We start from the raw sequence: 13373 nt of genomic DNA, 5'->3' as shown, positions 1-13373 counted from the left end.
TGTGAGATTGAGCTATCAACATTGATATTTTAGAGATCACTATGCCTGAAATTATAATTGAAAAAAACCCAAGTGAAGCGCGTTTGCAAGAGTTAGGCGTTGCTGGTTGGGAAATCTGGGATTGTCCTGTTACTGAATTCAGATTGGACTTCGACGAAACTGAAAAAGCCTACATTTTAGAAGGCGAAATCGTTGTTACTCCAGATGGTGAAGCACCTGTTACTGTTGTTGCTGGTGACTACGTTGAATTTCCAGCTGGTTTAAAAAGCTTCTGGAAAGTCACAAAAACATTACGTAAACACTACAGTTACGATTAGTTTTTCTGATAAAGGCATCCATGGATGCCTTTTCTTTTTAACGCTTTAAATATTCAGCGATATCATGAGCGATCTGTTTTTCTTCATTGGTTTGTATCACCAGAATCGGAATTTGACTCCTGACATGATGAATCGCTGAAATAGCCTGTTTAATCTGTTTATTTTCTGTAGAGTTGATTACCAAGCCGTACCGCCCTAGTTCATCACAGGCTAGTTCTCGAATCATTGAGGCGTTTTCACCTATCCCCCCTGTAAATACAAGGGCATCGACTCGTCCTAGACTAATCATGTAAGCCCCGATATAACGTCGGAGTTGGTACACATACATCTGAATCGCTAAACTCGCTTGTTTATCGCCCTGCTCAGCTCGATGCTGAATCTCAGCCATATCATGTGTGCCAGTGATGGCCACTAAACCGGATTCAAAATTAAGCTGATGCTCTAGCTGTTCTGCAGAAATGCCTGTCTGCTCTTGTATGTATAAAGGTACCGCAGCATCCAGATCGCCACTGCGGTTTCCCATCATAAGGCCCTGCAGTGGAGTAAACCCCATAGAGGTATCAAAACTCTGACCATTTTTAATAGCACAGGCACTAGCCCCATTGCCCAAATGTAGGGTAATTAAATTAAGTTCACTCAGTGGTTTGTCAAGATAACGCGCTGCCTGCTGAGCGACATATTGATGAGATAGGCCATGAAATCCATAGCGGCGTACACCATGATTTTCGTACCAGTTATTTGGTACTGCATAACGATAAATATGCTCAGGAATGCTCTGATGGAAGTCAGTATCAAACACGGCAAATTGCCTGACCTCAGAAAAGAGTTCCTGACAGGTTTTTATGCCGGCAATATTACCGGGTAAATGCTGTGGTGCCAGATGTTGGTAGGATTCAATAGTCGTCAAAACCTCTTGGTTCAACTCAACAGGTGCGAAAAAAATAGCACCACCATGCACAACCCGATGGCCGATGAGATTTAACTGTATGCCTGATGACTGTTCAAAAAAGCGCTGCATATCATCTGCAATGATTTGAAAAGCGGCTTGATGATCGTTTATTTCAATCGTAGCTTGAGGCTGAGTGAAGTTATCAGTAAATTGCTCATCCACGCTAATATGATGTTTAGCTAATGAGCCAATGCCTTGGATACTGCCCTCTAATAAAACAGCGTCATCCTTGAGCTGAATTAATTTATATTTAACAGATGAGCTACCACTGTTAAGCACCAGAATGACAGGTTGTGTTGTCATGACCTTATTCTTTTATCGCAGACATATCACCCCACTTCCAATCACCGAATTCAGGCTTATCAACGCCATACTCATAGGCATATAAACTACAACTTATCTGATGATCGCGTAATTGCTGTTTGGCATGGGCACCTATGCCTTGCAAACGGTCTACTCTATCAATGATGTCCATGGCGATCGTAAACCGATCAATCTGATTACGAATGGCTAACTCCAGTGGTGTATTGATATTGCCTTTTTCGTTATAACCATGAACGTGGAAATTAGTATGGTTAGTCCGGCGATAAATCAAGCGATGAATCAACCATGGATAGCCATGGAAGTTAAATATTACCGGTTTATCTTTAGTGAATAAGCTATCAAAGTCTTTGTCACTCAGGCCATGAGGATGCTCACTATCCGAGATGAGTTTGAATAAGTCGACGACATTGATAAAGCGAATCTTCAAATCATCAAAATATTGGTGAATCAGATCGATGGCAGCCAAAGCCTCTTGAGTCGGAATATCACCACAACCGACCACAACGGCATCGGGTTCAGCACCCTCATCTGAGCTTGCCCACTCCCAAATGCCGACGCCTTTCGTGCAGTGTTTCACAGCCTCATCCACATCTAGGTACTGGAAATGTTTTTGTTTGTCGGCCACGATCACATTCACATAATTTTTGGCTTTCAAACAATGGTCAGCAACAGATAATAAGGTATTCACATCCGGTGGCAGATAAATACGACAGACTTTTGGGCTCTTATTCAGGACTAAGTCTAAAAACCCAGGATCCTGGTGAGTGAAGCCATTATGATCCTGGCGCCACACTGTAGAAGTAATCAATAAATTGAGAGAAGATATTGGCGCTCGCCAAGACACGTTATTACAAATATCCAGCCATTTTGCATGCTGATTAAACATGGAATCAATCACATGAATAAAGGCTTCATAACTGGCAAAAAAACCGTGTCGCCCAGTTAACAAATAGCCTTCCAACCAGCCTTCCAGAGTATGTTCCGATAACATTTCCATGACGCGACCATCACGAGCCAGTTCACCACCATCCTGATCTTCTGGTAGCAAGTCGGCCATCCATGTTTTTTTACTCACTTCATAGATATTATCCAGCTTATTCGAGCTGTTCTCATCTGGACCGAAAACCCGAAAATTAGACATATTTTTCTTCATAATGTCGCGAAGAAACTGACCTAAAGGCCGGGTATTTTCCACCAGACTCTGACCTGGTTTTTCTATAGAAACAGCATAATCACGAAAATCAGGCATCTTCAGTGATTTTCTGAGTAAGCCACCGTTGGCATGCAGGCTGGCACTCATCCGTTTATTACCTTTTGGTGCCAGTGCTTTTAATTCTGGTTGCAGTTGTCCAGCTTCCGTAAATAGTTTTTCCGGTTCATAACTTCTGAGCCAGCTTTCCAACTGAGCAAGATGTTCAGGGTTGTCTTTCACACCACCCAGAGGCACTTGGTGAGCACGCCAGAAACCTTCCACTTTGTGACCATCGACCTCTTTTGGCCCTGTCCAGCCTTTGGGTGTACGTAAAATGATCATCGGCCAGCGCGGTCTCTCATCACTACCCGACTCTCTGATACGGTTTTGAGCTTCACGGATTTCAAGCACACATTGTTCCATCACATTTGCCATGGTTTGATGCATAAGTGCAGGATCATCGCCTTCGACAAAATGTGGTGTCCAACCATAACCATGGAATAACTGCTCTATTTCCTCATGTGAAATACGAGACAGAATAGTGGGATTATTTATTTTGTAACCATTTAAATTGAGAATGGGTAAAACAGCGCCATCTGTTTTGGGATTGAGAAATTTATTTGAATGCCAAGAGGTTGCTAATGGGCCGGTTTCTGATTCGCCATCACCGACCATCACCGCGACAACTAAATCCGGGTTGTCATATGCCGCCCCAAACGCATGAGAAACGCTATAGCCTAGCTCTCCCCCTTCATGAATCGAGCCTGGCGTTTCAGGGGTGCAGTGACTACCAATGCCACCTGGAAAAGAAAATGATTTAAAAAAGTGTTTGAGGCCGTCAATGTCTTCACTTTTATTCGGATAAACCTCTGAATAAGTTCCTTCGAGATAGACTGGGGCTAATACACCTGGTGCACCATGACCAGGACCAGCTAGAAAAATCGCGTCCAGATCGTATTTGTTAATCAATCTATTCAGGTGAACATAAGTAAAACTTAATGCGGGACTGGCCCCCCAATGCCCCAATAATCGATTTTTAATATGTTCAGGTTTAAGTGGTTCACGCAGTAGAGGGTTGTCTTGCAGATAAATCATGCCGGCAGCAAGGTAGTTACAGGCTCGCCAGTAAGCATCAATGTTTGTCAGATCGTTGGCATTAAGAGGTGTAGCAGACAATGTGCTATTCATAGAGGACTCCTTGCTTTATATATCAGTGCAGACTAGCTAAGTAAGATGACAATGGTTTGACTTACTAAGGCTGACATTTGATAAAAATGATAGTTTCTATCAGCCTACTCTTATTGCAAGGGGTCATAAAGAGGAATAGCGATTAAAATTGATGGGGATCAAGAAAGCATGACAAAGTTGAGCCCCTGCTGCTCAGCAGGGGCTCATACATGGTTAGATTAATAGAAATCTACCGTTGCACTGATTGAAACAGTTCTAGGGGCACCGAGTGTAATTTGCCCACTATCATTTGCTGAACTCCAGTAATCACGATCGAATAGATTATCAACACGTGCTCTCAGTGTCAGATCCTGATTTCCTATATTAAGCAGATAACGTGCGCCAAGTCCTACTGTTGTCCAATCATCTAGTTTCAGAGTGTTGGTTGCATTGGCATATCGTGAACTGACGTAATGGACTTGTCCATCCACTGCCAATCCCTCAATTTGAGGCACTTCCCATTCTGCTCCCATTACGGCCATCCACTCAGCTACACCAATTGCACGTTTTCCTTCAGTAGTGGAATCGCCCGTACCTTTTTGCTTGGCATCTAGCCAAGTGACACCGCCAAGCAACTTCAAATTCTCAGTGGCTTTACCATATAAAGTCAGCTCAATACCTTGATGCTCATTTTCACCAGATTCACGAAAAATATTATCGTCACCAGTCAACGTTCTTGGCTCATCGGTGGTGAAATAAGCTAATCCTGTTCCGAATTTATCTGTTTCATATTTAAGACCGATTTCTTTTTGCTCAGAAACATAAGGAGATAAAGCTGCGCCGAAGTTAATAGCTGTGGAAGGTGCACTATCACCAGCTACCAAACTCTCAATATAGTTTGTATAGACTGAGACTTGGTCAGTTAACTTGTATACGGCTCCTAGAGCGGGTGTTATTTTGCTATCTTCATATGACGTTCTGACACCAGTGTTCACGGCGTAATTATCCACTTTTATTGCCTGATGACGAGCCCCAATAGTTATTTGTAGTTGGTCATCCATAAAAGATAATGTATCACCAATGGCAAAACTGTTAAATTTGGTACGTGTATTTAAGGATGGTGAGTCAAAATTGTTTCCGGATTGAGCAGTTGCAGTAAATGCTGGTTTGGAAACATACTGAGGTTGATAAATATTGGTATTTGTTCGGGTTCCTGAAACATCATATGTGAACCCATTTTTGGTTTCTAACTGAAAGTATGAATAGGCTACGACCCAGTCATGACCAACAAGACCTGTATCAAAATGCCCTCTCAATCCCATTTCACCTGTATCAACACGGTCTTCACGGGCGTTGTCGAACCTATAAAATGTACCAGCACCTGTATTAGCATTAGTCAAAGTAAAGTTTGCCAGTGAGTTTTCTTCTTCAGAGCGTCGCATACCATAGGCAGCCCATGCAGTGACTTCATCAGTTAGGTCATATTCGGCTCTAAATGTCCCAAACTTATCTTCCTCGTTTGAGTAAGACCATGGTTGAGCCCAATTTTTGCTCGCATCAGGTTCTGAAGGCACACTATTTACACCTGAAAGTCTTACATTAGTCCTTGTCTGATCTAATTGATTATTTTGATATCCGATATCAGCAGAGAGTCTTAAACGTTCACCTTGATAATCCAGCCCAATATTGAATAAGTTTAATTCGGCTTGCTCATCATCGATTGACGTTCCACCGTTATGATGTGCGGCATTGACCCTGACACCAACTTCATCATTTTCACCAAAACGCCGTGCTATGTCTGCTGCGATATTGCGTTTATCATTCATAGACGCACCAAGCGTAACGCGGTTCAGATCATAGTTAGGGGCACGTTTTGGTAATAGATTGATTGAACCGCCAATAGCACCACCTAAAGGATTGGCACCAGTTAGAAATGCCGATGCACCCCGTAATACTTCTACTCGCTCAAATAATTCTGTCGCGATATATTGTCTAGGCAGGAGATTATAGAGTCCGTTATAAGCAACCGCATCAGATGAAGTCGTGAAACCACGAATCATATAGGCTTCCTGAAAATTTCCGAAACCACGTGTCACTTGCACAGTCGGGTCATATCGTAAAACATCCCCAACACTCTGCGCTTGTCTATCCTGAATAAACTCATTGGTATAACTGGTTATACTGAATGGTGTATCTAAATTATCTTTCGTGCCTAATATCCCTGCTCTCCCACCTTCAGCGACTTGCCCACCAGCAAAGGCTGGAGAGAGACCTTCAGCACTGGCATCAGCACTTGCTGTAACAGATAAGGTATCTAATTCTAGAGTGCTGGTGTTTGACGTTTCTTCATCTGCTAACGACACCTGCATACCACCCATTATCAGTGCCATCATCACACACGTTGACTTCATTCTCATTTTTTAATCCTGTTAAATTTTACTAAATTTTACATTGAATAAAATTTAATGTAAATGAGAACGATTTATGTTTGTAAGTAAATTTTATCAATAAAAATCATAAATTTGACTATGCTTTGAGTGATAAGTTGATGTAGTCTTTAGCTATTGACACAAGGATTAAATGTGACAAGTAAACTCTCTAAACACCCACACATCTCCTCTGATTTATTAAATCAATGGCAAACTATTATGGATATTCTATCCGTGATCATGGATGTACCCATCGCTTTAATTATGAGGTATGAAACAGCTCACTTTAGCGTGTATGTCAAAAATGACGATCAAGGTAACCCATTCGATATAGGCGAGATTGTTGAAAACGGCACTGGAAGCTATTGTGAGTCTGTCATAAACGACGATAATCCGATACTTATCCCAAATGCATTGTTAGATGAAAAGTGGGTAAACGCACCTGAAATTGAGATGGGACTGATTAATTATCTCGGCTTCCCACTTCGATGGCCTAACGGAGATGCTTTTGGCACCATTTGTATTCTGAACACAGAGGCTGTTTCTTATTCTGAGAAGCAACAGCAACTCATGCTTCAAATCAAAAACATTGTGGAATCTAATTTAGAATTGCTTGAGAAAAATCAGCAATTGGAAGTCCTTTCAAATAATTTGCAATACCTCGCTAATACCGATGACTTAACCGGTATATGGAACAGAAGAGCCTTCATACACGAAAGCAATAAAGAGTTACAACGTACAATAAGAAGTAACCATAACACTTGTCTATTAATGATGGATATTGATGACTTCAAAGTTATCAACGATGCCTTTGGACATGAAGTAGGTGATGAAGTACTTAAATTATTTAGTCATTCGATTCAGGCGGCAAAACGGCCTTACGACGTTTTTGGACGTATTGGTGGTGAAGAGTTTGCTGTTTTACTTCCTGAAACGACACTGAAACAAGCCATGTTGTTAGCTGAACGTTTACGTAAAAAAGTGGCCGCCATTTTTTACTACACCGGAGGAAACAACATCAGTATTACGGTCAGCATAGGCGCTTATGAACTCAAAGAAGATGAGACCAATATTTTAGTCGCCCTGAATAAAGCAGATAAATTACTTTACGCTGCCAAACACGCGGGGAAAAATACCGTTATGGCAGAGGCATTATGAATTAACGCCTGGCCGCATACCACACTGTTCCAGCAAGTGCTGCCAGGATTTGGTATGCAACTGAATTGCTGTCTGTAACTTTTGCCAGATGCCGAAGCTTGACTGAGTATCAAGATACGTCCGTTGATAGTGTTGGAATTCATCAGATGCCACATTCTCACCCTGTAGAACAGCCAACTTATCCAGTAGAGGGAAAATAGATTCCCCCTGCTGACTCACGCTCGCCAGATATGGTTGGACTTTTGCGATATAAATATTGAAGAAGAATGAACGTAGGATCTCGGCTTGAGGAGTAACTCGCTGCTTATAACAAAGAGGTTTTTGTATCAGCCTTTTATCGATAATGCGTGTTGCCTCATTTAACCTAAGCGTCAACAACTGGGCACTTTTTAACAGCTTCCCTGCAACATGTGAATATAGCCATTGCTGTTGTATCGTTCCTAAATGATCCAGATTGATGTCGAATTTTTTATTATCTATCTGTTTTTTTATATCCACCAGAGCCTGCAGTCCCGTTCTTATTGTATTAATCGAGTTCGCATCAACGGGTAAATAACCTTTTGAATACGTCATCAACTGCTCTATTTCTTCTGTCGACCATATTGCATTCCAGAAAACGGCCGGTAATACAGCACTTTTCTTTGCTATGGCTTGCTGAAGAATATGAGTTGTTTTTTTATCATCAGTAGTCGCCAGGCATTGTTTGGCAGACTCTATAAACCGCACCTCATAACGGAGACGGTTTATAGGTAGCATCACACGACCTAAAATTGAGTTGCGTTCAGCCACTACAACCTGTAACTCACATCCATAAAAAGATAAAAATTCCAGCATGTTTACATCTATCTCTGGAATGCTCAGTGTTCTTTCTTTTTTGTCAGGTAACTTTGTTAACACTGGTGCTGCTGGAGCAGGCAGATCTTGCTCTAATACTCTGGCGAGCCGAACCAGATATTCATCCATCATTGATTCTGGTTGACTGAATGGATCACACGAAGTCAGTAAAAAAACCAGCGCCAAGACAAATACACACTTTATGCTCAACATAGGAAACCGTAATGCAATCATTCAATACCCTTGTATAGGGAGTAATGATGCTAAGAAAGTCAATTAATAGCGTAAATTACTCAGTGATATCCTGATGCGTACCAAACATCAGAAGAGGCAAACCTTCATCCGTTCTGGAAAATAATTTTCCTCTGCTGAAGATATATCTCCACGAACCATTTCGATGACGCATGCGTGTTGTCATTTCAAAATAATCTGTCTCACCTTTAAAGTGCCGTTGTAACTCTTCTTCTACAGCAAGACTATCATCTGGATGGCAGAAATTTCTCCAGGTATCAATCGTGGTAGGCATTAACTCGGATAATTTATAACCAATCATCTCTGACCAGCGCTCGTTGTATATGGCATCACCTGTTTGAATATTCCACTCCCAACTACCCAACCTAGCACCTTCCAACAGATTTTCTAAACGCCAGATTTTTTCACGTAATTGCAGATCAACATCATGCCGCTCTGTCACATCAGCCGAGAATCCAATCATACTTAGTGGATTATCCAATGCATCCCGTTCTACTGAAAAGCTGGAGTGAATATGACGAATATGATTATTTACAACGATTTTAAATACGAGCTCAAACCTTTCTTCAAATTGAGCAGCCTTGGCTAATGCCAGCAATACACGCTCACGATCATCTTCATGCAGGATCTGCTGCCATTCTGAATATGTTCCATGAAATTTATCCGGCTCTAATCCATAAATAGAAAGCATTCTTTTATCCAGATAGACTTTATCAGTATTTAGATCCCACTCCATCAATCCCAGATTAGCAGCATTAGCAGCTAGCTCTAAGTGTTGCATTAGTGTTTTCTTTTGCTGATATGCTTTAACAGCTTCTCGTTGAGCATAACCACGCTCTCTTGATAAAAAAGAGATGAAATAGAAAAGAAATCCACCGAAAAGGGTGAGGATGATAGCAATAAAAACAGGAAGAAAACGTTCTGATAAAGTCTGAAAGCCAACGTGGCTATACACAACAAGCTGCCATGGCCTACCAGCCACATTTAAATCGTACGTATGCTTGAATCCTCTGTAGTTAGCATCCACCGAAAGAAATGACTGTTGACTTGCTGAATTGCTATAAAGTAATCCACCATCATTCTCACCCACATCATAGATTTCAAAACCAAGTTGCTTCTGTCCCAGGCCTAAAATACCCTGCATCAGATCATCGACTCTAAAACTACCAAATACGAACCCTTTCAATGCTTGTTTACGATCCGCTAGAGTACTCAGCGTTTTATTCTGCTGATAAATAGGTATATACATTTGAAAACCAAACTGAGCAGCTTGATTTGTCTGATGCGCCACAGTCACTCTTCCGGTAGTTACGGCCTGATTAATATCTACTGCTAACTCCATGGCTCTTCGATGCGCAGGCTCGGATAACAGATCAAAACCTAAGGCAAGTTTATTGCGCCAGTCAAAAGGTTCTATATATACGATAGGACTATATTGTTTATGCTGCCCGTGAGTTTTGATGCTGTAGTTTGGAATACCTTGTGAACGTATCATTTGAATATGTTCCGAAAAGGACTCTGAAGGCACTATCTCACAATAGCCAAGCGCTTGAATCCCAGGAAAATATATTTGTAGCTGAATCGTATCAGCAAAATGTCTCCAATCATTCCTTGTCACTTCATCACTTGCATCAAACAATGCCTTGGCACTTTGAAGTGCTAATGCATAATCATGCATCCGTTCTGAAATCGCATTGGCAAGATCGCGTGATTCATAAGTAAAACGTTGTATTGCTTGATTATGGAAGAAAGAGAAAGAAAGATAGCAGGCAGAGACACTAAGAATAAACCACAAAAATAATGCGACCCATGCTGATGATGGGTGCTTTTTTGTGTATTTGGAAAAAAGGTTTTCCATTACTGGGAGTCAACTCCTTAAAGCGAAACATGTAAAGTCAAGCTTCGCCCCTATAAAAATCAAGTTAATACATCAACTTACAGCTTCTATGTCAATTGATAATAGCACACGAGCCAGTGTTGAAGGATATTCCCTGAATTAAGCTCAACATTTTCATCATTCTGTCATACACCGGAGCATAAACTACAAGTGACAGTTATGACCGTGTCTTTTGCTTTGCCGTTAGAATGATTAGTATCCGCTTATTATCTTGACAGATGAAAATATTTTTGACACGGCCCTATATTGTCTATACATTGAACATAGCTTGAAAGTTGATCTGAATATTTATTTTTCATTTCGAAGCATTACCATCAGTAGCTCGTCCTGTTTGTTAATAAGTACTCTGCACACTTCCAGCTATACCAAAAAGTCTCAATTTGGGACTTCAATTATTTATTAAGAAATTAGGATTATTTATGTCTACAACTACTGGTACTGTTAAATGGTTTAACGAAGCTAAAGGTTTTGGTTTTATTGAACAAGAGTCTGGCCCAGACGTTTTTGCTCATTTCAGCCAAATCAAAGGTGACGGTTTCAGAACCCTGAATGAAGGTCAACGTGTTGAGTTCACTGTAACTCAAGGTGCTAAAGGCCCTCAAGCAGAAAACATTACTGCTCTGTAAGACATTTGTTTACAGAAAAGAAAAAAAGCCTCGTTTTTACGAGGCTTTTTTTTGCCTGCTCTTTAGATAGTCTCAATCACATTTCTGGCAAAACTCTCGTACTCAGCCCAAAGTTGTTGTGCTTTACTATCTGGAAACACATGAGGTTCACCCACCTCTAAAGCATTGATAATAGCCTCAGCAACAACAGTTGCAGGTTCAGCATCTACTAGTCCTATTGACTTTGCCATATCAGTAGCCACAGGACCAGGATGTACACTTAATACAACCGTATTTTGCTTACTCAATTCATGTCTTATGGCTTGAGTTAATGAATAGGCCGCCGCTTTTGAAGCGGCATAAGTCGCAAACTCGGGAACACTTCTCAAAGACGCAATTGAGTTTAGTTGCACGAATGCACCGCCACCATTTTTCTTGAGTAATGGGGCGAACGCCTGAGCCATTCTGACTAATCCAAACACATTAATATCAAACTCGTGTTGCAGTGAATCAATAGCTGACATGGCCAGAGGATTTGAGCCATTCAAAATCCCAGCATTATTAATAACCAAGTCTACGTCTTGTGCATTGGCGGCGGCAGCGAAAATAGAATTAGGTTCGTTGAGATCGAGAAATATAGGCGTTACTCGGTCAATAAACCGTGTTTCTAACTCAGCTACTGTGCTGAGGTCTCTAACAGCCAGATAGACTTTCTCTACACCATAATTGAGTAATGTTTCAGCAATAGCTTTGCCAATACCTCTGTTTGCTCCGGTGATAAAGACGACTCGATGTTTCAGTGTAAATGGGCTATTCATGTGGTATTCCTAGAGTGAATTATTCACTTTGCTGACTTATATAAACGAGTAAAGTTCAGCATCTAAATTTGCCTTATTAAAAGCAGTCAAATACATTGTGTCCGAGATAATTAACAAAGGCATCACATGGATATCGAGCATTATCAAACAGTCATAGAGCAATTCTTAACCCAGCTAATGCACTGGTTAAGCAGTCCAAAATTCTATTCACAAATCGGCTTGATTGTATTGGCAATACTCATCGGGTTATCGATTAATCGATTTTTACGCAATCTGTCACCACTACTCAGACAAATGCCTACCGAAGGTCCTATTCTTCAATTGAGGCAAGGAATTTTTAGGCTGAGAGAATTGATTTTACCGCTTATGCTGGTGCTCTCACTATCAGTAGCCAACGATATCAGCATGGCTGTTGTTGGTCAGGCTTGGTTAGTTAAGCTTAGCTTGAGTTTAGCGGTCATCTTTATGCTCTATACCATCATTACGCGATTTGTAGAAAAACAACTTTTTAGAAAGCTAGCGCTCTGGTTTATTTTACCCATTGCCGTGTTACACATATTCGGCTGGTTAGATGAGGTAGTGGCTTATCTCGAAACCATCTCATTACAAATTGGTAACTTTGAAATCTCAGCCTATGGTGTTGCCAGGGTACTGATTTTTGGTTCAGTCCTATTCTGGTTAGGACGCCTTTCCAATAATGCTGGTCAACAGATCATTCGAAACCAGCATGATCTGGATATAGGCACAAGAGAGGTCTTCGCCAAACTGTTTCAGGTGGCTCTATTCTTTGTTGTTTTCCTGTTACTACTTCAAATAATGGGGATTAATCTGACCGCGCTGGCTGTGTTTGGTGGTGCGCTTGGTGTCGGACTTGGCTTTGGATTACAGGCCATAGCATCAAATTTTATTTCCGGAATTATCCTTCTTTTAGATCGCTCACTTAGTGTAGGTGATTTTGTTGAAATGGAAGATGGTCGTCGTGGCACTATCCGTGAACTTAATATGCGATCAACCACACTGGAAACCTATGATGGTAAGGATATTATGGTGCCAAATGAGCAGTTCATCACGACTAGCTTTACTAACTGGACACATAAAAACATCAAGCAGCGCTACTCTTTAGAATTCCAAGTTGCCTATAAGACCGATCTCCACCTGTTGTTTGACCTCGTTCGTGGCATAGTCGCCAGCCATCCTCAAGTCATCAGCGGTGATGACATCCCACTGGAAGAAAGACCAGACGCCGAAATAAAAGGCTTTGCTGACTCAGGTATAGATATTCTGGTTGAGTTCTGGATGGAAGGGATTGATGATGGACCTAACCGGGTCGGTGCAGATTTACTATTAATGATCTGGGATACTCTCAGACAGAACAATATAGAAATTCCGTTCCCACAACGTGAAATTAAAATTATCAATAACTAAGCATCA

General features: G+C 41.2%; 10 protein-coding genes. 4 read left to right on the top strand and 6 right to left on the bottom strand.

Going from position 1 to position 13373, the window contains the following annotated elements; genetic code table 11:
- Window positions 1-41: 41 nt before the first annotated feature.
- Complete coding sequence (locus B2248_RS00965) at window positions 42-317, top strand: cupin domain-containing protein (RefSeq protein WP_007145314.1); 276 nt, start codon at window positions 42-44, stop codon at window positions 315-317.
- Between the two features lie 37 nt (window positions 318-354).
- Here B2248_RS00965 and B2248_RS00960 read toward each other — a convergent pair whose 3' ends face one another.
- The 3 genes from B2248_RS00960 to B2248_RS00950 all read right to left on the bottom strand — a co-directional run bounded on the left by B2248_RS00960 (window position 355) and on the right by B2248_RS00950 (window position 6360).
- A complete protein-coding gene (locus tag B2248_RS00960) occupies window positions 355-1569 on the bottom strand; it encodes an acetate/propionate family kinase (protein ID WP_273181573.1) in 1215 nt (404 codons plus the stop codon).
- A 4-nt stretch (window positions 1570-1573) separates the two neighbouring features.
- Window positions 1574-3970 carry a phosphoketolase family protein gene (locus B2248_RS00955; RefSeq protein ID WP_273181575.1) on the bottom strand — a complete coding sequence of 799 codons (2397 nt, stop codon included), beginning with the start codon at window positions 3968-3970 and terminating at the stop codon, window positions 1574-1576.
- Between the two features lie 218 nt (window positions 3971-4188).
- Window positions 4189-6360, bottom strand: a complete 2172-nt coding sequence (locus B2248_RS00950; protein ID WP_273181577.1) for a TonB-dependent receptor — start codon at window positions 6358-6360, stop codon at window positions 4189-4191.
- 171 nt (window positions 6361-6531) lie between these two features.
- Between B2248_RS00950 and B2248_RS00945 the strand changes: the two genes are divergently transcribed.
- A complete protein-coding gene (locus B2248_RS00945) occupies window positions 6532-7536 on the top strand; it encodes a GGDEF domain-containing protein (protein WP_273181580.1) in 1005 nt (334 codons plus the stop codon).
- Here the strand turns inward: B2248_RS00945 and B2248_RS00940 are convergent.
- The gene (locus B2248_RS00940; protein WP_273181583.1) at window positions 7531-8604 is read right to left on the bottom strand and encodes a DUF3080 domain-containing protein; all 1074 of its coding nucleotides are present in this window, start codon (window positions 8602-8604) and stop codon (window positions 7531-7533) included. The genes B2248_RS00945 and B2248_RS00940 overlap by 6 nt on opposite strands.
- Before the next feature lie 55 nt (window positions 8605-8659).
- On the bottom strand, window positions 8660-10480 hold the full coding sequence (locus B2248_RS00935; RefSeq protein WP_273181586.1) for a CHASE domain-containing protein: 1821 nt from the start codon (window positions 10478-10480) through the stop codon (window positions 8660-8662).
- Between the two features lie 458 nt (window positions 10481-10938).
- Here B2248_RS00935 and B2248_RS00930 point away from each other — a divergent pair, with 458 nt between their 5' ends.
- A complete protein-coding gene (locus B2248_RS00930; RefSeq protein ID WP_007145321.1) occupies window positions 10939-11145 on the top strand; it encodes a cold-shock protein in 207 nt (68 codons plus the stop codon).
- A 62-nt stretch (window positions 11146-11207) separates the two neighbouring features.
- Here the strand turns inward: B2248_RS00930 and B2248_RS00925 are convergent, their stop codons facing one another.
- Window positions 11208-11942: an SDR family oxidoreductase gene (locus tag B2248_RS00925; protein WP_273181588.1), complete on the bottom strand. Its 735-nt coding sequence runs from the start codon at window positions 11940-11942 to the stop codon at window positions 11208-11210.
- 126 nt (window positions 11943-12068) lie between these two features.
- On the opposite strand from B2248_RS00925, the gene B2248_RS00920 reads away from it, so the two are divergent.
- Window positions 12069-13367: a mechanosensitive ion channel family protein gene (locus B2248_RS00920; protein ID WP_273181590.1), complete on the top strand. Its 1299-nt coding sequence runs from the start codon at window positions 12069-12071 to the stop codon at window positions 13365-13367.
- Window positions 13368-13373 lie beyond the last annotated feature (6 nt).

The sequence above is a fragment of the Methylophaga sp. UBA2012 genome, assembly GCF_002335235.1.
Taxonomy (GTDB): Bacteria; Pseudomonadota; Gammaproteobacteria; order Nitrosococcales; family Methylophagaceae; genus Methylophaga; species Methylophaga thalassica.
Note: the sequence above shows the minus strand (reverse complement) of the source record. Positions and strands in the feature narration are given on the sequence as shown.

Coding starts and splice junctions, on each gene's coding strand:
- B2248_RS00965 (WP_007145314.1), top strand. CDS start 42: ATGCCTGAAATTATAATTGAAAAAAACCCAAGTGAAGCGCGTTTGCAA.
- B2248_RS00960 (WP_273181573.1), bottom strand. CDS start 1,569: ATGACAACACAACCTGTCATTCTGGTGCTTAACAGTGGTAGCTCATCT.
- B2248_RS00955 (WP_273181575.1), bottom strand. CDS start 3,970: ATGAATAGCACATTGTCTGCTACACCTCTTAATGCCAACGATCTGACA.
- B2248_RS00950 (WP_273181577.1), bottom strand. CDS start 6,360: ATGAAGTCAACGTGTGTGATGATGGCACTGATAATGGGTGGTATGCAG.
- B2248_RS00940 (WP_273181583.1), bottom strand. CDS start 8,604: ATGATTGCATTACGGTTTCCTATGTTGAGCATAAAGTGTGTATTTGTC.
- B2248_RS00935 (WP_273181586.1), bottom strand. CDS start 10,480: ATGGAAAACCTTTTTTCCAAATACACAAAAAAGCACCCATCATCAGCA.
- B2248_RS00930 (WP_007145321.1), top strand. CDS start 10,939: ATGTCTACAACTACTGGTACTGTTAAATGGTTTAACGAAGCTAAAGGT.
- B2248_RS00925 (WP_273181588.1), bottom strand. CDS start 11,942: ATGAATAGCCCATTTACACTGAAACATCGAGTCGTCTTTATCACCGGA.
- B2248_RS00920 (WP_273181590.1), top strand. CDS start 12,069: ATGGATATCGAGCATTATCAAACAGTCATAGAGCAATTCTTAACCCAG.